The 18,537-nt window shown below is 44.9% G+C and carries 18 protein-coding genes; 11 read left to right on the top strand and 7 right to left on the bottom strand.

The window, feature by feature from the left end; translation table 11 throughout:
• Positions 1 to 45 precede the first annotated feature (45 nt).
• Positions 46 to 465, bottom strand: a complete 420-nt coding sequence (gene rpsF / locus IPJ71_16780) for a 30S ribosomal protein S6 (protein ID MBK7845310.1) — start codon at positions 463 to 465, stop codon at positions 46 to 48.
• Between the two features lie 203 nt (positions 466 to 668).
• Here rpsF and IPJ71_16775 point away from each other — a divergent pair, with 203 nt between their 5' ends.
• Both IPJ71_16775 and IPJ71_16770 read left to right on the top strand, forming a co-directional pair.
• Positions 669 to 1,478 carry an FHA domain-containing protein gene (locus tag IPJ71_16775; GenBank protein ID MBK7845309.1) on the top strand — a complete coding sequence of 270 codons (810 nt, stop codon included), beginning with the start codon at positions 669 to 671 and terminating at the stop codon, positions 1,476 to 1,478.
• The gene (locus tag IPJ71_16770; GenBank protein ID MBK7845308.1) at positions 1,462 to 2,346 is read left to right on the top strand and encodes an alpha/beta hydrolase; all 885 of its coding nucleotides are present in this window, start codon (positions 1,462 to 1,464) and stop codon (positions 2,344 to 2,346) included. The genes IPJ71_16775 and IPJ71_16770 overlap by 17 nt, the downstream gene beginning before the upstream one ends.
• Before the next feature lie 46 nt (positions 2,347 to 2,392).
• Here IPJ71_16770 and IPJ71_16765 read toward each other — a convergent pair whose 3' ends face one another.
• The 4 genes from IPJ71_16765 to IPJ71_16750 form a co-directional block, all read right to left on the bottom strand.
• Complete coding sequence (locus tag IPJ71_16765) at positions 2,393 to 3,661, bottom strand: S8 family serine peptidase (GenBank protein ID MBK7845307.1); 1,269 nt, start codon at positions 3,659 to 3,661, stop codon at positions 2,393 to 2,395.
• 397 nt (positions 3,662 to 4,058) lie between these two features.
• Positions 4,059 to 4,805 carry a succinate dehydrogenase/fumarate reductase iron-sulfur subunit gene (locus IPJ71_16760; protein ID MBK7845306.1) on the bottom strand — a complete coding sequence of 249 codons (747 nt, stop codon included), beginning with the start codon at positions 4,803 to 4,805 and terminating at the stop codon, positions 4,059 to 4,061.
• Positions 4,806 to 4,858: 53 nt separating this feature from the next.
• Entirely contained in the window at positions 4,859 to 6,787 is a 1,929-nt protein-coding gene (locus IPJ71_16755; protein MBK7845305.1) for a fumarate reductase/succinate dehydrogenase flavoprotein subunit, read from the bottom strand.
• 2 nt (positions 6,788 to 6,789) lie between these two features.
• Complete coding sequence (locus IPJ71_16750; GenBank protein MBK7845304.1) at positions 6,790 to 7,461, bottom strand: succinate dehydrogenase cytochrome b subunit; 672 nt, start codon at positions 7,459 to 7,461, stop codon at positions 6,790 to 6,792.
• Between the two features lie 176 nt (positions 7,462 to 7,637).
• Here IPJ71_16750 and IPJ71_16745 point away from each other — a divergent pair, with 176 nt between their 5' ends.
• Genes IPJ71_16745 through IPJ71_16710 form a run of 8 tightly spaced genes read left to right on the top strand, consistent with a single transcriptional unit; the run spans position 7,638 to position 15,232 of the window.
• Complete coding sequence (locus tag IPJ71_16745) at positions 7,638 to 8,414, top strand: electron transfer flavoprotein subunit beta/FixA family protein (protein MBK7845303.1); 777 nt, start codon at positions 7,638 to 7,640, stop codon at positions 8,412 to 8,414.
• A 5-nt stretch (positions 8,415 to 8,419) separates the two neighbouring features.
• Positions 8,420 to 9,385: an electron transfer flavoprotein subunit alpha/FixB family protein gene (locus tag IPJ71_16740; GenBank protein MBK7845302.1), complete on the top strand. Its 966-nt coding sequence runs from the start codon at positions 8,420 to 8,422 to the stop codon at positions 9,383 to 9,385.
• A 7-nt stretch (positions 9,386 to 9,392) separates the two neighbouring features.
• A complete protein-coding gene (locus IPJ71_16735; GenBank protein MBK7845301.1) occupies positions 9,393 to 10,040 on the top strand; it encodes a lysophospholipid acyltransferase family protein in 648 nt (215 codons plus the stop codon).
• A gap of 51 nt (positions 10,041 to 10,091) precedes the next feature.
• Positions 10,092 to 10,910: a peptidylprolyl isomerase gene (locus tag IPJ71_16730; protein ID MBK7845300.1), complete on the top strand. Its 819-nt coding sequence runs from the start codon at positions 10,092 to 10,094 to the stop codon at positions 10,908 to 10,910.
• On the top strand, positions 10,907 to 11,899 hold the full coding sequence (locus IPJ71_16725) for a peptidyl-prolyl cis-trans isomerase (GenBank protein ID MBK7845299.1): 993 nt from the start codon (positions 10,907 to 10,909) through the stop codon (positions 11,897 to 11,899). Before IPJ71_16730 ends, IPJ71_16725 begins: the two co-directional genes overlap by 4 nt.
• A 2-nt stretch (positions 11,900 to 11,901) precedes the next feature.
• Positions 11,902 to 12,864 carry a peptidylprolyl isomerase gene (locus IPJ71_16720; GenBank protein MBK7845298.1) on the top strand — a complete coding sequence of 321 codons (963 nt, stop codon included), beginning with the start codon at positions 11,902 to 11,904 and terminating at the stop codon, positions 12,862 to 12,864.
• Positions 12,865 to 12,872: 8 nt separating this feature from the next.
• Positions 12,873 to 13,850 (top strand): 4-hydroxythreonine-4-phosphate dehydrogenase PdxA, encoded by a 978-nt coding sequence (locus tag IPJ71_16715; GenBank protein ID MBK7845297.1) that lies wholly within the window; start codon positions 12,873 to 12,875, stop codon positions 13,848 to 13,850.
• Between the two features lie 11 nt (positions 13,851 to 13,861).
• A complete protein-coding gene (locus IPJ71_16710; protein MBK7845296.1) occupies positions 13,862 to 15,232 on the top strand; it encodes a phosphomannomutase/phosphoglucomutase in 1,371 nt (456 codons plus the stop codon).
• A gap of 75 nt (positions 15,233 to 15,307) precedes the next feature.
• Here IPJ71_16710 and IPJ71_16705 read toward each other — a convergent pair whose 3' ends face one another.
• The gene (locus tag IPJ71_16705) at positions 15,308 to 17,284 is read right to left on the bottom strand and encodes a hypothetical protein (GenBank protein ID MBK7845295.1); all 1,977 of its coding nucleotides are present in this window, start codon (positions 17,282 to 17,284) and stop codon (positions 15,308 to 15,310) included.
• A 378-nt stretch (positions 17,285 to 17,662) separates the two neighbouring features.
• On the opposite strand from IPJ71_16705, the gene IPJ71_16700 reads away from it, so the two are divergent.
• A complete protein-coding gene (locus IPJ71_16700) occupies positions 17,663 to 18,085 on the top strand; it encodes a response regulator (protein ID MBK7845294.1) in 423 nt (140 codons plus the stop codon).
• A gap of 139 nt (positions 18,086 to 18,224) precedes the next feature.
• On the opposite strand, the gene IPJ71_16695 is transcribed toward IPJ71_16700, so the two are convergent.
• Positions 18,225 to 18,536 carry an ATP synthase F0 subunit C gene (locus IPJ71_16695; GenBank protein MBK7845293.1) on the bottom strand — a complete coding sequence of 104 codons (312 nt, stop codon included), beginning with the start codon at positions 18,534 to 18,536 and terminating at the stop codon, positions 18,225 to 18,227.
• Position 18,537: the final 1 nt, after the last annotated feature.

Raw genomic sequence — 18,537 nt, 5'->3', positions numbered from 1 at the left:
TTGTCTCCTCATAAAATAGATTAGGTGAATTCTCTGCTCGTTTACTTAAAAACGCTCTCTCCGTTGAGTCCCAGCGGCCTTACGCTGCTGAATTTTTACCTCTCGCTCTTTTTCGCGATTGGCCGTCTCTTGTAAGGCATCCCTGTAACGCTCTAAATATTTTGTTAGATTCTCGCGATCATCCAATCGCAGATGCATAAATCGCAACACTCTTTCATTGATTTTCATCGTTCGCTCAAGTTCGGCAATAACATCTCCATCCGCCTCAAATGTCGTATGAAAATAGATGCCCATTGTATTTTTCTTTATTTGATTGGCCAAACGACGCTTTCCCCAAGTATCGAGGTGATTAATTTTTCCCCGAAAACTCGCGATTGTTCCCGCATTCTTCTTCAAAATGGCTTTTTGTTCCAATTCAGTGCAATCCGGGTGAAGAATCACGACACCTTCATACTTCTTCAAAATATTTTCCTGAGCTACCGTCACGTAAGATATCCTTTCGGTTAATGGCCCTCGTCTAATTACGAGAGCAAGGATGATAAGTAAAAACTACGGTGACCATCTCTAACATGCTTGATGCCCAACGACAAGAGCTCCCTCACCTCAACTTCGGGCCTGAAATTATCGAAATTTATTAATATTTCTAATTACTTGGATTATATTGGGTCATGGAACTCGCTTTTTTTGTTTTAAAGGGTCCCGCCAAGGGGCGGCTTTTCCACATCCATCCAGGAGCCACTGTTGGCCGTTTGGAGGGAGACGTCGCCCTTTCCGATCAAAAGGTCTCAAGTAAGCACGCTCGGGTAGAGAAGGACAATCAAGGAGCTTTGACTCTCATTGACCTTGGGTCCACGAACGGCATCAAGATAGATGGGCAAAAGGTCGGGTCTATCAAGCTCAATCCAGGTTTGCGCATCCAGCTCGGAAGTTCCCTGATTGAGGTGCAAATCTACACGCCTGGTGCCCTTCCAAAGAACTCTCAAGAACCTCTCTCCAGCCAAAATGAGAAGTCTGGCAGCGAAAGAGCGGAAGGAGAAATTGAGGTTATCTCAAAAGTCAAAGCTCAGCCCCAGGCTTCAGAAGAGAAAAAGCAGCTAAAGTGGAATGAAATCGCAGCTGAATTTCTTAAATCTAAGAAGAATAAGATCAAAAACCGCCCAAAACTTCTCGTCCCGTTTAGTCCACCCCTCATACTGACTTTTGTGCGGGGACTCCAATTCGATACAACCTGGTACCTCGGATACGGACCTCGAACTGCTGGAGCTGAGTCCTTTGATATGCCTATTCTCGAAACAGGCGCTCCAGGTCTTTGCTTTGAAATATGGCCCACGCCTCAAGGTCCTACATTTAAAACCCATCACCCCAATATCGTTTTGCTAAATAACAAACCCATTGCCAATGCACACTTGAAATCAGGAGATATGATCTCTATATTCGACTGTCAGATTAAGATGGGTTTCGATGAAAAAATTCAGTAAGAGCACAGGATATTTCAAAAGCTTTGACGGAACTCGAATCTATTTTGAGGTTCGCGGCAGCGGCAAACCTTTGATTCTTGCCTACGGGATCGGTTGCCTCATCAACCACTGGCAACACCAAATTAAATATTTCTCCAGAAGCTACCAAACAATTACTTTTGATTACCGAGCTCACCATTTGTCCGAGACTCCCGCCGACCGTAAGGATCTTAACGTAGATGGGATGGCCAGAGACATTCGAGGCCTCCTCGATCACCTGGAAATAGACCAGGCGAGCCTCTGGGGTCACAGCTTTGGAGCGCAGGTAATTACTCGGGCCTATGACATGTTCCCGGAATCCATTGCCAATATGATTTTTATAAACGGCTTTGTGACCGATCCAATCAAAGGGATGTTTGGCAATGATTTGGCCAGTTCCGTATTCACCTTCTTCAAAGCTGGTTATAAGACCTTACCAGAAACCATATCCTATATCTGGAAACGAGCTATCAACAATCCCGTGGCCATTCAAGCTTTGACTCTTGCAGGCGGATTCAACTTAAGCTTGACGAGCCTGAAGGATATCGAAATCTATGTTCGTGGTATCGCTTCAATGGACCTTGACTCATTCATCACGATATTTGAACAAATGATGAAGTTTGACGGCCTTCCAATTCTGGAGAGAATCGACTGCCCAGTTTTAATCATTGCCGGAAGCAAAGACACCGTAACGCCCTTGAAATTTCAAGAAGAAATGAACCGTCGAATTTGCAATAGCCAACTTTTAGTAGTTCCCTACGGCTCTCATTGCACACAGTTGGACATGCCGGAATTTGTAAATCTCAGGATTGATAAATTCTTGAAGGAAAACGGTCACTTTTCAAAATAATTGCTAAATGATCAATATTTCAATGAGACAAAAAAGAATCGATTCATTATTTAAAGGCTATTGCTTTAATATCGAATCCATACCTACCAACGCTATTATCACTCTTTATCGTTATGATCATTGTGTCTCCGTTGATCACTGGGGAGAAAGTATCTTCATTATCTCCTGACCATGAACCGACAATTGTTCCGTTCTGATCGCTAAATGTCACCACATCATAGTTTAATTCAGTTTCAAATTTTGAAAATAGAACAGCTATCTTATTTGCTCCTGGGCGACTGATTTTCCAGGTCTCAGAGTAATTATCCGCGTAAGGATGAGGTGAAGAAAGGGAATACGATTCCTGCATCCAGTAAAATGGGTCCTCCACATCTGGCTGATGGGGCGTTTGGGTAATAGCATGATAAGCATTTACCATCCCAGATATGACTTTATTCCTCAGCCTGCGGCTTGGTTTGGCAAATGAAATTAATCTATTTTTTAGTTCAATGCTATTCAAGCCCATGTCTGAGGCCAAAAGGAGGGCCGCAACTCCTGAGACGTGGGGTGCCGCCATAGAGGTTCCGGACCAAGACTCATAACCAGATGGCGTTGTGCTAAAGATATTCACTCCAGGCGCGGCCACATGAACTGAGGCTTTGCCCCAATTGGAAAACTCTGCCAGTTCTCCTTTGTTGTCCACAGCAGCGACCGAAATAATATTTCCCACGCTGTAACTCGCAGGGTAGGAAGGTTTGATATCGGTATTCAAAGATGAATTACCAGCTGCTGCGACAAAAAGTACACCCGCTTTTTCAGAACGCTGAATGGCTTCCTCAAGAGCTTTGCTGTACCCTCCACCACCCCATGAATTATTCATGATATTTGCGCCCATGGTGGTCGCATAATCGATGGCCTCTACAGCATCTGCTAAATTTCCAGACCCATCTGCCCCAAGAAATTTCACGGCCATGATCTTCACATTCCACGCTACGCCCACTATTCCCAGATTATCATCTCCTTTGGCCCCAATCGTTCCAGAACAATGGGAGCCATGGCCATGATCATCTCTGGGCTGACCATCTTTGTTCGCAAAATCATATCCATGCACATCATCCACGAATCCATTGTTGTCATCGTCCACGCCCGGAATACCATTTTGTTCCTGAACGTTCACCCACATGTTGGGACTCAAATCAGGCAGAGTTTCATCCACTCCCGTATCGATCACAGCAACGACAACGGCGGAGGAACCAACCGTCAAATTCCAGGCACTTTCAACGCCAATATCGACACCGGATATCCCCTCCGTACCCGCAGAATCGAGTTGTCCCACATTGATCAACCCCCATAATTTTGACAGCTCAGGGTCATTGGGAAGCCGGTTTATTTTATATATATAGTTTGGCTCTGCATATTCGACAAAAGGGCTTTCAGATAATTTCTGAAGGGCCGATGAAGCTATTTCGATCGCAGGTCTTCGCACCAGTACGGAGCCCGATTGTGAAGACAAATAGCGAATGGGGCCACCCAACTTTTGACTCAGAACACTTGGTGCCAACAACGAATAAGGTTCTGTATCCAACATCCCAAATTAGACTTAAGTATGACGAAAATAAAATAATAACTGTGGAAAATTCTGTGGGTTAATGTTGACTGAGTGTCTGGCAAAAGCCAAAAAAGGAGGCATCCCGATATGCGATTTCCAGATCCTGCCAAATCATCTGCCTGAACTATCGTTCTAGAGCTGAACCAATCAAAAATTGGCGATTCATTTGAGCAATGTTCTCAAGAGAGATATCTTTTGGGCAGGCTGCGGCACAGGCTCCTGTATTCGTGCATCCGCCAAATCCCTCTTTATCCATCTGCCTCACCATATCTAGAACTCTTCCGTGCTTTTCAACTTCGCCCTGTGGAAGAAGAGAAAGATGAGCCAATTTTGCCGAGACAAAGAGACTTGCAGAAGCATTGATGCAAACCGCAACACAAGCTCCGCACCCGATACAGGTCGCAGCCGAAAAAGAGCGATCCGCCCTATCCTTACCGATCGGTATGGCGTTGGCATCCTGCGCACTTCCCGTCGAAGTTGATATATACCCGCCTGCGGATATAATTCGATCAAATGCAGATCTATCAACCATTAAGTCCTTTACGACAGGAAAGGCCTTTGCCCTAAATGGTTCGATAACAACAGTATCACCATCCTGAAATCGACGCATATGCAGCTGACAAGTGGTGGTGCTCCCATCCGGTCCGTGAGGGTTACCATTGATAACCAGAGAGCAGGCTCCACAGATTCCCTCCCTGCAATCATGATCAAATTCAACAGCTGCCTCCCCGATTTTTACTAACTGCTCATTCATCACGTCGAGCATCTCCAAGAACGAAGCGTCTGTTGAAATATCCTTCAATTCATATTCCATAAAATAGCCCTTATCTTCAGGACCATTTTGCCTCCACACCTTCAGCTTTAAATTTATATTTTTTGTGAAGTACCGCCCACATTTCTCTCCTGTAGTCTTAATATTCTAAATTACTTATAACTACGAGTTGATAATTTCACATGCTCAAACAAAAGAGCCTCTTTATGTAAACTCCAATGCATCTTCCCTCCATCTTGGGAGTAATCCCAAGCGGATACATGACAAAAATTTCCATCGTCGCGCATCGCTTCATTTTCGGGAGTTTGGTACTCCTCTCGAAAATGTCCTCCACAAGATTCATTTCTCTCTAAGGCATCTAAGGCCATCAACTCGCCCAGTTCTAAGAAGTCTGCCACGCGGCCCGCCTTTTCAAGTTCAGAATTCTTAAAGGTGGGTTCACCGGTCACCTTCACATCTTGCCAAAAACGGTCTCGAAGACGTCGGATTTCCAGGCCAACCTGCTTCAGCCCAGCCGCCTTTCTCGACATGCCTACATGCTCCCACATCAAATGTCCCAACTGACGGTGGAAATCATCAACAGTGCTGGACCCCTTTATTCTCAAAAGGCGATCATACCTTTGCGTCACTTCCTCTCGGCTTGCTTTAAAAGCTTCATGATTTTCATCGATTTTGGGTAGTTTGGTCGATGCCAAAAAATTTCCAATCGTATAGGGAATCACAAAGAAACCATCCGCAAGCCCCTGCATCAGCGCGGAGGCACCAAGTCTGTTGGCGCCATGATCCGAAAAATTAGCTTCTCCCAAAACATGAAGTCCCGGAATTGTACTTTGCAAATTGTAATCAACCCAAAGCCCCCCCATTGTATAATGAACGGCTGGATAGATTCTCATGGGCACGGAGTACGGATTTTCTCCAGTTATTTTCTCATACATTTGAAAGAGATTGCCGTACTTTTCGGCAACTGCAGCTTCTCCCAAACGATCGACGGCATCTTTAAAATCTAGGTATACAGCAATCCCGGAGGTCCCCACTCCACGCCCCTCATCAACGCGAAATTTGGCCTGCCGAGAAGCAACATCGCGAGGCACAAGATTTCCGAAGCTAGGATAAATTCTCTCTAAATAATAATCACGTTCGGCGAGAGGTATTCCTTGAGGTTGTCGCTTATCGCCTTTCTGCGCAGGAACCCAGACTCTGCCGTCGTTACGAAGAGACTCGGACATCAGAGTCAGCTTTGACTGATAGGTTCCCGAAACCGGGATACATGTCGGATGAATTTGAGTAAAACAAGGGTTAGCAAAATAAGCCCCCTTTTTATGGCAACGCCAGGCCGCTGTAACATTTGAATTTTTTGCGTTTGTTGATAAGTAGAAAACGTTACCATAACCACCAGTGGCAAGCACCACAGCATCTGCAACATGGGATTCTATCTGACCTGTGGTCAGATTTCTCACGGTGATCCCTCTGGCTACGCCATCAACCAAAACTAAATCCAACATTTCTCGTCGCGGATAAAGGGTAACTCCACCTTCCTTCACCTGTCTCATCATGGAAGAGTAAGCCCCAATCAATAGCTGTTGACCCGTTTGGCCTCGAGCATAGAAAGTGCGCGATACCTGGGCCCCTCCAAATGATCGATTATCGAGCAGTCCTCCGTATTCCCTCGCAAAAGGAACGCCCAAGGCCACGCAATGATCAATAATTTGAGTTGAGACCTGGGCCAATCGATAAACATTGCTTTCTCGAGCGCGAAAATCCCCTCCCTTGACCGTGTCATAGAACAGACGGTAAATGGAGTCTCCATCATTACGATAATTTTTTGCAGCATTAATGCCGCCCTGAGCAGCAATTGAATGAGCCCGACGAGGAGAGTCCTGGATACAAAAGGCCTTCACATTGTACCCAAGCTCGGCCAAGCTCGCCGCCGCAGAAGCACCGGCCAGACCAGTCCCTACAACAACTATATTAAATTTTCTTTTGTTCGCTGGGTTCACCAATTTCAAACCAAATTTGTGTCTTTCCCAGGATGATTCAATCGGGCCCGAGGGTGATTTGCTATCCAATTTATTTGTGGCCATGATTAACCCCTATAGATAAAAAATACGTAAAGAGGTTGAGAGAGAAAGCCAGACATAACCACAACCCCATAAACAATCCCCATTTTCTTCAATAAAGACTGGTATCTCGGATGATGTATTCCAAGAGTTTGTAGGGAGGAGGAAACACCGTGACTCAAATGAAGGCCAAGAGCTAATAAACACACAACATACCAAGCCACGTACCCAGGCTGGCGAAAAACTTCTACGACCAAGCGGTGTAGATCACGAGCAACCACACCACCATATTCGACTTCATAGACAATTCCATATTTGAACGTAATTAAATGCAGAATCATGAACGCCAGAATCAATAGTCCCTGAACCCACATGGTTCTAGATATTAGGCCCGTGGCCTTTGGACCCGTGGCGGACATCGCGTAACGGCTGGATCGAGTCGTCCTGTTTGAAAAAGTCAGCTTGATCGCCAAACCAACGTGAAAAAAGAAGCACAACACGAGTCCAATTTCTGCGGGATAAAGAAGGGGGCTTGTCACGATGGCATGCCCATAGAGATTGTAAACCCTAGGACTGACCAAAATGAGTAAGTTACCGAGCATGTGAGCCAAAACAAACAAACTCAGACAAATCCCAGTTATTGCAACGAGATATTTCTTCCCAATATTCGAACTGATAAAACAAAATTTCTTAAGCATTCTAAAAGATCCTCGAAGGAGTTCATATTCGCGCTCCATAAACTAACTCTCCAAAGGCGAGCTGTCTATCGCTCACGAGCAACAACAGGCGAAAAAGAAGCAGAGAGTCACATAGCTCTCGTTTGCCTTTTGAAAGCCAATAAAATATAAATTCTTATTTTTTTCGAGAGGAAATGATGAAAATCTTTGTCTGCGTGAAGCAGGTTCCGGATACCGAGTCAAAAATTCGCCTGAAGAGTGACTCCTCAGGAATCGATGAGACGGGAATAAAGTGGGTATTGAATCCATACGACGAGTTTGGTTTGGAAGAGGCACTCAAGTTAAAGGAGAGCCTGCCGGGGTCTTCCGTGACGGTGCTGAGCCTAGGCCCCAAAAAGCGTGTCGTGGATGCTATTCGCACAGCTCTGGCAATGGGTGCAGACGATGGGATTCTCATTGATGCTCCTGAGTTTATCGATGGATATTTGACAGCCAAGGCCTTGGCCAAGGTCATTGCAGCCGAAGGGCCATTCGACTTAATTTTTACTGGAAAGCTTGCCATTGACAGCAATAACTCCTTCGTCAGTCAGGCCATCGCTGAGGCCCTTTCGATACCTCATGCCACTGTCGTTTCAAAATTGGTACACGAGGGAACTAGCGCCACTGTGGAGCGCGAAACTGAGGGCGGCACGCGCGAAGTCATTCAACTTAAGGGACCGTGTCTGATCGGGGCAAACAAAGGTCTCAATACTCCTCGCTACGCCAATCTTCCGGGAATTATTAAAGCCAAGAAGAAACCTGTCAAGGAAATCAGTTTGAGTGAACTTGAGCTTGAAGTAGAGGCCCAAAGGGTTTCATTTAGCTCTTTTCTTTTGCCTGCCGAGAAAGCTACGACCAAAATCCTGCAGGGAGACATGAACACGCAGGTTGCCGAACTTGTCCAACTGCTAAAAAATGAATCGAAAGTACTGTGAGGTAAATCGTGTCAGTATTCGTCTTTTGTGAATTCCAACATGGGCAGCTAAAAAAGGGTGCGCTCGAGCTACTCGGTGCCGCAAGCCAATCTGGTCGCCACGTTGTCTCTGTGGTACTTGGACCGGAAGCTCCGACGGTGGCATTTCAGACCTTTCACTATGGGGCTCAGAAGGCTCTCGTTTGCGACAGCAAAGATCTGGCACTTTATAATTCGGAAATATATGCAAACCTGTTGAGTCTAATTATTTCGGAGCACAAACCAGAACTAGTCCTCGCTTCTTCCTCTGTGTTGGCCCGAGATCTTTTCCCTCGGGTTGCTGCTCGTACCGATTCTGCTTATACGTCTGACTGCACCGAATTGAATCTGAAAGATGGGGGCCTTCATGTTCGAAGACCTCTCTATTCTGGAAAATGTTCGGCGTCTGTTAATTTCAAAAACTGCACGACAAAACTCGTATTGATGAAGCAAAATCAGCTTCCTATTTTTGCAGCTGATGTCACGAAAACAGGAGAGATCGTAACCATAAAAGTGCCCTCGTCTGACTTGAAAACTCTTGTTAAAAAGGTTGTAATGGGAACTTCAGAAAAACTCGACCTTACTGAAGCCAACATCATTGTCTCTGGAGGAAGAGGTCTGAAGGAGCCCGGAAATTTCTCTTTATTGGAGGCACTCGCAGATACCTTAGGTGCCTCCGTTGGCGCTTCTCGGGCGGTGGTCGATGCCGGCTGGGTACCTCACGGGATGCAAGTGGGTCAAACTGGAAAAACAGTAAATCCTTCCCTCTATATCGCTGTGGGTATTTCAGGAGCTATCCAACACATGGCGGGTATCATGAGCAGCAAAGTGATAGTTGCGATCAACAAGGATCCCGAAGCTCCCATTTTTCAAAAGGCAACTTTTGGAATTGTGGGCGATCTTTTTGAAGTCGTTCCCTTACTGACTGCAGAATTCAAACGGACACTGAGTTAGCTCCTTGGTGTTTAGAACAGTTCTCCTTTCCCGCCTGGCCTCGATCCTTTACCGCCTTCTGTCAGTGACATGGAGGGTTCGTGTTATAGAAGATCCTCTCTTTGTAGGCCGAAGAGAGGCTGGGTTGCCAACTCTGCTTGCCCATTGGCACGGAGACGAATTGGCCGTGTTGCATCTGGTTAGCCGCCTCCATTTGGCAACGATGACCTCGACAAGTTCCGATGGACAAATAATTGATTATGTTATTCGCCGTCTTGGTGGTGTCACCTCCAGGGGATCTTCCACCCGAGGCGGTATTGTCGCCCTGAAGGGACTCTTGCGGTTGGGAAAAACAGGAAGACCCATTTCAATGGCCGTTGATGGCCCCAAAGGCCCATTGCACCAGGTCAAGAGCGGTGTTTTTGAGATTTCAAGACTTCTTGATGCACCCATTTTTCCAGTTGGAGTCTTCTGCACAAGTGTTTTTGTTTTCAAAAAATCTTGGAATAAAGCGATTTTGCCCTGTCCATTTTCGCGAATCACCATCATATTTGGTGAGCCCCTTGGGCCAGTGAGCAAACGAGCAGACCCTCGGTCCTCTGAATTGGCAGAGCGGCTTTCTCTATCCCTTGATAATGCAAAACAGCAAGCTCTTAAATTCATTGCGGTGCCATAGGACGAGTGCTAGCGTTTTTACCTGGGAAACTAAGTTGAAAGAGGTTGGTCTATGCTTCGAAAGCGGTTTGTTTTGTCCCTTGTTTTATTTTGTTTGGGATTCAAGGCAAGCGCTGATGTCGTGGCCAAAGTCGGCAAGAAAACCATCACCACTCAAGACTTCAACGCCAAGTATGATGAGATTAAAAAACAGACTATTAATCCGCCTCCGCCAGAGTTGTTTTTAGAGGACCTCATTCGTTACGAAATCGGAGTACAGGAGGCCGAATCGAAGGGGCTTCGCAACGATCCAATTGTGTTGGAGCGAATCAACCAGGAACTTTACAAAGTTCTCATTGAAAAGGCCATCGGTGATAAGGTCAAAGCCATCAAAGTTACCGAAGATGAAATGAAAGCTCAGTACAAGAAAAATCCTGATTTCAGAATTAGCCATATTCTCATTGAATTTAAGCCCACCGCCACAGAAAAGGAAAAGGAAGAGGCCCGGAAACACGGAAAAGAGATTCTCCGTGAAGTGAAAGCAAGCAAGCGCCCATTTGAAGAACTTGTTAAACTCTATTCTGACGACTCGATAAGTAAGGAAAATGGCGGTGATATTGGCTTTCAATCTAAGGTCACTCTACTTCCTCCAATTTATGATACAGTTGTGAAGATGACCCCGGGAGAAATAAAAGGTTTGGTGGAAACACGGTACGGTTTTCATATTTTAAAACTCAACGAACGTGGGCGTTTTCAAAATGCCAACAAGCAGCACCTTCGAGCCGCCACATTTGATGAGAAGAGAAAGGCCATTTTTGACGAGTACTTTGCAAATATCAAAAAGAAATATAAAATCGAATCAAATCCGAAACTAGTTAAAAACTTGAAATGATTCAATGTGTTCGGGTAATTAGGATCCTCCATCCAACGATGAAAGCAGCAGGTTTTTTTGCGATTGCGATCTTCCTTAGTGGATGTTTCAATAGAAAATCTGAAATCACGGACAGACCTATAGTTAGAGTCAATGAACAATCTCTTTCCACCAAGGAGTTCGCAGAACGTCTGGCTTTGCGATTAAGGGATTTCGATGCAATTAGAGTCAAGGAAGTACGAGTCTTGCAGCATGCTAAAGATCAAGTCGTAAATGATTTCATAATCGAGACATTAACCAGAGATTGGGCAACAAAAAACAAAATATATGTCAATACTGAAGAACTTGAATCCGAAGTTAAATTTATCCGCGGTCAGTACCCAGATGATCTCGCCTTTCGAAGATCTCTCAGCAATGAAGGTACCACCTTCGATTATTGGCAAGAAAAAATTAAGTTCAGCCTCCTACAAAAAAAAGTACTGAGTGAAATCAAGAAGGGTATGTCTCCTCCCACAGAGGCCGAAATAAAGAGTTTTTACGACACTCATAAAGACGAATTCCAGAGCCAGGAACGAGTTCATTTGCGCCAAATTGTGCTTGACTCTGAAAGCAATGCCAAACGTATCTATGATGAGGTTCGCCGGGGTCGTTCCATCAAAGACCTCGCGATAAGTTTTTCAATTGCCCCGGAGGCCGAAAACGGTGGAGACATCGGGTGGATTGCAAAGGGAACCCTTGATATTTTTGACGCGGCGTTCTCAATGCGCGTGGGTCAAAAAAGTGAGGTCGTAAAAAGCCCTTATGGCTACCATATTTTTGAGGTTGTTGATAAAAGACGAGCAGCATTAGAAAGCTTAAAGGCGACCGAGGATAGAATAAAACGGCGCCTTGCCGAAAAGGCTGAACAGCAAGTTTACTCGGCCTGGCTAGAAGAGAGGTTGAGATCCTCCCGCGTTTTTAAGGATCAAGAGTTGATAAGAGCCCTATCAGTTGAAACGAAGGATGAATAAAAATGGGAAGAGTGATTGCAGTCACAGCTTTTATTTTCGGGGCCAATTTGTATTTAGCGAACGCCCGGGTAATTGAAAGGATTTTGGCTGTCGTAAATGATGAGATAATTATCCAAACGGATCTTGATTCTTACAGGAATAAATTAAATACCGGGGGTCTCATAGACGACGCTGTACTGAGAATTAGCGACAAGGCGGCGCTACTTTCTGATCGCAAGGCTCTGATCAACCACCTCATAGATGAACGACTTCTAGATTCGGAAGTTAAGAGTCAGGGTCTTGAAGTTCCAATTGAGAAGGTTGAGCAGGAGATCCGTTCTATTTCACGCCGAAATGGAATATCACGAGAGAATTTAAAGGTCGCTCTCACAGAGAAGGGAGTTAACTTTTCTGACTATCAGGAATTTATTCAAACAACGCTGGAACGTCAGTCGCTCATTGAAAAGGAAGTCAGCTCAAAAATTAAGATTTCTGAAGATGACATTATTTCATATTATGTGAATCATATGGGCGATAAAAATGCCAATGTATATGGATACACCTTATCACACATTCTATTTCTTACAAAAAAGGGAGAGAAAGTAGCCAGAGACAATGCCCAGATGATCATTGATAAACTGAAGTCTGGCACTGTCTCATTTGATAAACTTGCCGGTCAATTCAGCGAAGATCCAAATTTTACCCAGGGAGGCTTCCTAGGTACTTTCAAGGCGGGCGAGATGTTGCCTGAAATTGAAGCCGCAGTGAAGGGACTTGCAGTTAACGATATTACTGGAATCATTAAAACAAAGGTTGGATATCATATTGTTCAAGTGACGAAAAAAACTGTGGTCACCAACCCGAAATTCGAGGCAAAGAAGGACGAGATTCGGGGAATTTTATTTACGCAAGCCTTTAAAAGTGGACTTAGGCAATGGCTAGATGCAAAACGCAAAGATGCCTTCATTCGGGTTAACCCTTCGTGAATCGACCCATCAAGATTGTTATAACGACTGGGGACAGCGACGGTATTGGAACTGAAATCACTGCCAAGGCCCTCACAAAACTGAAACCTCAAAAAGGTATTCACTTTATTTTTTGGCGCTCTCCTCGTTGTCCAACCAAACATCTAAGACTCATTGATTCTCAATTTTCAAGAATTCGAGTGGCCACATGGCCAGAGGCCCTTCGCGTGGCACCGGGAAGTCACAAAGATATTGTGGATATTTGTTCCAACCTCCGCCCTCCTGCCTGGGTCGAGCTCTCTGCGAAAGGAAGTTTGTTTGGTCATGTTGACGCTATAGCCACTGCTCCACTTTCAAAAGTGGAGATTGTGAATGCTGGATATGATCTCATTGGACACACCGAAATTCTGAGAAAGGTTTCCGATGCCAAACACCTTTTTATGGCATTTGTTGGAAAGCGATTCAATGTTCTGCTTGTCACCGGCCATATTCCCCTCAAGGAAGTTCCTGACCAATTGAACAATGAGCTACTCAGTCAGGCAATCTCTGCCGCCAATCGCCTTCGCAAACTCATCAGCGGTTCTAAAAGGGAAAGGCCTTTAGGACTTGTTGGCCTCAACCCTCATGCCGGCGAAGGTGGAATTATTGGTAACGAAGAAGATTTCTTTTTTCAATCGGCCATCAAGGATGCTCGCCGCCATAAAATTCCTATTGAAGGCCCTCTCGTTCCAGATGCTGCCTTTTTTGAGGAAAACTGGCGCAAGTACAGTGTTTTCGTGTGTCCCTATCACGATCAGGGACTGATCCCATTTAAAATGGTCCACGGGCAAAAATCCGGCGTACATATCACTATGGGACTTCCGTTTGTTAGAACGAGCGTGGACCATGGAACGGCAAAGAATATATTTGGAAAAAATAAGGCAAACCCCAACTCTATGAGAGAGGCCATCCAGTGGGCCATCATGTTAGCCAAGCAAGCGGCTGATAGACCATCTCTCATTATTTAAGGAGTCCTACCATGCTAATGAATTCTGTGATTTTTCGTGAGTATGATATACGTGGAGTTGTAGGAAAAGACTACGATAGCCAGTTTGCGCGTGCCCTCGGCCGAGCCTACGTCAGTTATCTAATCAAGGAATGTGGCGTTAAACGAGCCAAGATCTGTATTGGCCAAGATGCTCGGCTGAGCAGTCCAGAATTGGTCCGCGAACTTTCCAGAGGGATGGCAGAGAGTGGCGCAGAAGTTTTATTATTGGGGTCTGTGACGAGTCCCATCACTTATTTTTCGACCTTTAACGTGCCTGGAGTAAATGGTGCGATTATGGTTACTGGCAGTCATAATCCTCCCGAGTACAATGGCTTCAAGATTTCAATTGGAAAGTCTACGATCTTTGGTGACAAAATTAAGAAGCTTGAAGAAATCATTAAGAAGGCTGATTTTGTTACAGGTGATGGATCTGAGAGACAATATGACATTATTCCCGAATATATCGAGAGATATAAGAAGGAATTTGGCCAGTTAAAAAACATTCCTTTTGTTGTCGACTGCGGAAATGGGGCCGCTGGCACTGTTTTACGACGTTTGTACGAAGCCGTGGGATTGCGCCCTCAAATATTGTTTGAAACGCCAGACGGTACCTTTCCTAATCACCATCCTGATCCAACCGTCGAAGAAAATCTTTTAGATCTTGTTCAGGCTGTTAAGAAAAGCCAGGCCGTTCTAGGAATAGGGTTCGATGGCGATGCCGACCGGATTGGAGTTGTCGGACATAATGGACGCATGTATTACGGCGATGAACTGATGGTTCTGATTAGTAGGTCTATTTTGTCAAAAAAGCCGGGTTTAAAAATAATTGGTGATGTGAAATGCTCAGACCGTCTCTTTACCGATATTTCTAAACATGGTGGCCACCCCATTATGTGGAAAACTGGCCATTCACTCATTAAGGAAAAAATCAAAGTGGAAGGAGCCCCGTTCGGTGGAGAATTGAGCGGCCACATCTTTTTTGCGGATCGAAATTATGGGTTTGACGACGCTCTCTACGCCGGACTACGCATTCTGGAAATACTCGGTGAAACCGGAAAAAATATTGATGAGCTCTTGGCAGATTTTCCCCTGGCCTTTAATACTCCCGAAATTCGCATTGATACAACAGAGGAAAAGAAGCATTTGATCGTAGAAAAATTGAAACAAAGTTTTGCCGTCCCCAGAAAAGATGTCTCAGTCAACCTCATCGACGGAATTCGGGTCAGCTATCCATTTGGTTGGGCATTGGCAAGGGCATCAAACACCCAACCCGTTCTTGTCCTTCGGTTTGAAGCAAGTTCACAGCCGCATTTGGAGACCATCCAGAAAGAGTTTGAAGATATTGTTAACCCCTTGCTATAGAATTTATTGGCAAGGGTTTTATTCATCGACCGCTGGGACTCAGTTGGCGGCTCTGCTCCTTGATTTTATTTGAACTTATGCTGATTTCTTTTTGTTGAGGTCAGTGGTGAAATCCTTTAATAGGCTCGAAATTTCAACTTCGTTTTGGTACTTTCTGAATTTTTCGAAATCTTCATCTCTGATGTGAAGAAATTTAACTGAATTTTCTATGAGTCTCTTTTTCTGTTTTTCAGAAATCTTCCGACCTTCGGCCAAATATACAATATATTTGTTATTTAACTCCATTTTTAGGTAGGCCTTAAAGCACACAGATTTTTCTGGAAGGATATTCACGATATCAATTTTAACCATTTGATTCTCAATCGGGGGCTTTGCAGAACTATCAGGAATACCCTCAAAAAACGATACTCCAACTTCAACGCCCTCATGCTCCCTCACGACAAGCATGTCCCCCGTATTCCTTGCCCATGCCATGAAATCAATGCTTGGAATAGCCATCAGGAATTCATGATCCAAAGAGGCTTCAACGCCCTCCACCGCCAAAAAATTCAGGAGCGAATACTTGAAAGCCTCAAGAAATACCCGATTTTTTTCTGGCATGGGTTCAGCCCAAGTTACAGCTACAAAGCCCTTCTTATTCGCTGAAATATAGGGAATCACACCCAGATTCTCAACTTTTACGAGGTAATTTGTCTGAGAGTTGTTCTCTCTGCAAACTTCTTCAAGAGATTTTTTGATGGCCTTTGCCAAGCCAAGAGATTCCTGAGATTTTAAATCATGGGCTCCCGTTTCCGGAAGTCCTTCTGAAGCATTCGATGGTCCATGCCCCTTTCCAACATAAACCTCAGAATGAGTTGAAACGGAAGGTGAAGGTCTGCTGGAAGGGGAACCCTTAGAGCCTTGAGTATCACCCTGACGTGATGAATTTGGAGAATCGGAAGTTCCAGAAGTTGAGTTTAAAAAGGACCCAGCGCTTGCCGAGCTAACCTGAGAATCGGTTGGAATATCTTGTCCGTTTGGATTATTCGAATGAGCTGCTCCAGATCCTGTTTTCGGCGACGATTCGAGGTCCAACGCCCTATCTATATCCGAACCAGAATTCGTTTGTTTTGAATCAGTCTTTTCTGACGTATCAGAAGGCCTTCCTCGTTCCTTCTCGGGCGACAAAGCGGATGCTCTGGCTGATCCAGACTGCGCTTTAATCGTCTTAGATCTAGCCCCACCCCTTCCTGATTCTTGATAGACGAGGGATTCAGCAGAATCCGCAGGATCCGAGTTGAGATGCCCGGGGTCCCCTTCTTGATCGACGTTGTCATCCTCTACTTCGTCAGAGGAGTTCTCTCCAAACATTTTGAGCAAACTCGCTACATCTGATGGGGCACTCCCTTTTAACAGACCGGGCCCAACCGTTCTTGATTGGCCACCAGATTGGATAAAGGTATCGTCTCCACCCTTTGTCTCTCCCATAACTCTAATCTGATCTTGTCCCCCAATAGATTCATTTTCACGGGAAGCATTACCGCGGTCCTTGGCCGACTCAACCTCATCAAGAATTACTTTTTTTATCTGCCGATGTATACTAGGACCGCTGAGCTGGCCGAAGAACTTTAATGTAGTCTTCATGCTATTGAGAAGCCCTTGGCTAATTCCATCCCCCTTCTCAACGAATCCGATGCTTCTTGTGTTAAAGGCCTGGCCTAGAACCGCAGGAAGTTTTGCAATCTTCGGGTTCGGATGATTGGCAGAGATCAATACAAACTTTGGTTTCCTACTCACCATCGTATTGATCGCCTCCGACATCGAAGACGTCACCACCGTTGGCCAACCCCGACGTGAAAGAAACAGCCCGGCCGGCTCCATTTGGCTTTTACTTTTGGCTATGATTAGAATTGAGAGCTTAATGCTATCAATTTCAGACAAACTTGATATGCCATACTCCGCCAGAATTTCGTTCTGATAATCTGTAGTTGGTGCCTTCCCTGATGAAGAATCTAGATCTTCATTCTGATCGATGTTTGAGGGTTTTGGCGCAGTGTTCTTTTCGTCTGACATTTATCCTCTTATACTATCTCGACGGATATGGACATTGCTGTGACACCATCCTATATATCGGCAAAATAGCCCTAAAGAAATACGTCACGACCCATAAATGCCCGAGAAGTCTAGAAAATTGAATTTGACCAAAGTCTGACTGGCGATGATTATTAACCTTTCCAAAGCTATCTGTCATAATGGTAGCTTTTATCATTCCTGGAGATGCTAATAATTTCCTTAGATATCAGATACTTAGCATGTATAAATTCAGCGGTGCAAAATCGCACTAAGGACATCGTAACGACATATCATGTTTTTTTACTCGACTTATGATGGTTTGGTCGTCTATAATGTGCCCGCCTCCCAGTTTTTCCCAGACCGATGGAGGGTGAAAATTTGATTTTGTTTGAAAAATGCGTTTTGTCTGAGACCAAGCATCCTTCTTCGTTAAAGCAAAAAGTACTTCTGGTTGATGATAGCCCAGACTTGTTGTTCCTCGAACAATCTATTCTTGAAATGGGGGGCTTTTGTGTTTCAACAGCACAAAGTGGCACAGAGGCACTGTCCACCCTTTCCCAAATGAAAAAACCCGACATCATTCTAATTGATTATTATTTGGGAGATATGACGGGCCAAGATTTCTTCGACATTCTTGAGAACTGCAGGCCCGAATTGGCAAAGACCATTCCCGTTATTTTTCTTACTGGAAGTGATCATGTTCCAAAATGCAAAGCTGCCGGAATTATTCATAAGCCTTCGGGAATATATGATCTTGTTGAATCCGTCCAAGGCTACCTGAAGGCAGCTCAATCTAACTGAAGTTTCCAGATGCAATGCTCAACGAGGTTGAAGATTCATTTGCCTCCTTAAAAAAAAGCTGCGGGTACGCAGCTTTTTTAAATAAAGTAAGAATGGAGGGCATTACAATTCTCGAACGCTCCCAACTTTTATTTCTTATCTAAATTTTTCCAACCAACATAAATGCAATAACCAATGAATAGATGACAAGAGACTCAATGAGAACCAAGCCAATGATCATTGAAACAAACATATTTGACTGAGCCTGGGGATTGCGGGCAATACCATCCATTGCAGACGCGCCAATCCTACCTTGTGCGAAGGCTCCACCGAAGGCCGCCAGTCCAATCGCTAAGCTGGCGCCAAGCGCATACCATCCCGTGTTGCTCGCTGAAGCTGCCGCTACTGCTGCCTCTTGAGCAAACGCTGAAACTGCACCAAATAGAGCTGCCAAAAAGATCGCCTTTTTCATT

This window comes from Bdellovibrionales bacterium, assembly GCA_016714165.1.
In the GTDB taxonomy this organism is placed as follows: Bacteria; Bdellovibrionota; Bdellovibrionia; order Bdellovibrionales; family UBA1609; genus JADJVA01.
The sequence above is the reverse complement of the archived record's forward strand: the minus strand, read 5'-3'. Positions and strand labels throughout refer to the sequence as shown.

What these genes read in the sequence shown, in the direction of transcription:
- IPJ71_16775 (MBK7845309.1), top strand. Translation starts at nt 669, where the DNA reads ATGGAACTCGCTTTTTTTGTTTTAAAGGGTCCCGCCAAGGGGCGGCTT.
- IPJ71_16770 (MBK7845308.1), top strand. Translation starts at nt 1,462, where the DNA reads ATGAAAAAATTCAGTAAGAGCACAGGATATTTCAAAAGCTTTGACGGA.
- IPJ71_16755 (MBK7845305.1), bottom strand. Translation starts at nt 6,787, where the DNA reads ATGGCCACAAATAAATTGGATAGCAAATCACCCTCGGGCCCGATTGAA.
- IPJ71_16750 (MBK7845304.1), bottom strand. Translation starts at nt 7,461, where the DNA reads ATGCTTAAGAAATTTTGTTTTATCAGTTCGAATATTGGGAAGAAATAT.
- IPJ71_16745 (MBK7845303.1), top strand. Translation starts at nt 7,638, where the DNA reads ATGAAAATCTTTGTCTGCGTGAAGCAGGTTCCGGATACCGAGTCAAAA.
- IPJ71_16730 (MBK7845300.1), top strand. Translation starts at nt 10,092, where the DNA reads ATGCTTCGAAAGCGGTTTGTTTTGTCCCTTGTTTTATTTTGTTTGGGA.
- IPJ71_16725 (MBK7845299.1), top strand. Translation starts at nt 10,907, where the DNA reads ATGATTCAATGTGTTCGGGTAATTAGGATCCTCCATCCAACGATGAAA.
- IPJ71_16720 (MBK7845298.1), top strand. Translation starts at nt 11,902, where the DNA reads ATGGGAAGAGTGATTGCAGTCACAGCTTTTATTTTCGGGGCCAATTTG.
- IPJ71_16710 (MBK7845296.1), top strand. Translation starts at nt 13,862, where the DNA reads ATGCTAATGAATTCTGTGATTTTTCGTGAGTATGATATACGTGGAGTT.
- IPJ71_16705 (MBK7845295.1), bottom strand. Translation starts at nt 17,284, where the DNA reads ATGTCAGACGAAAAGAACACTGCGCCAAAACCCTCAAACATCGATCAG.
- IPJ71_16695 (MBK7845293.1), bottom strand. Translation starts at nt 18,536, where the DNA reads ATGAAAAAGGCGATCTTTTTGGCAGCTCTATTTGGTGCAGTTTCAGCG.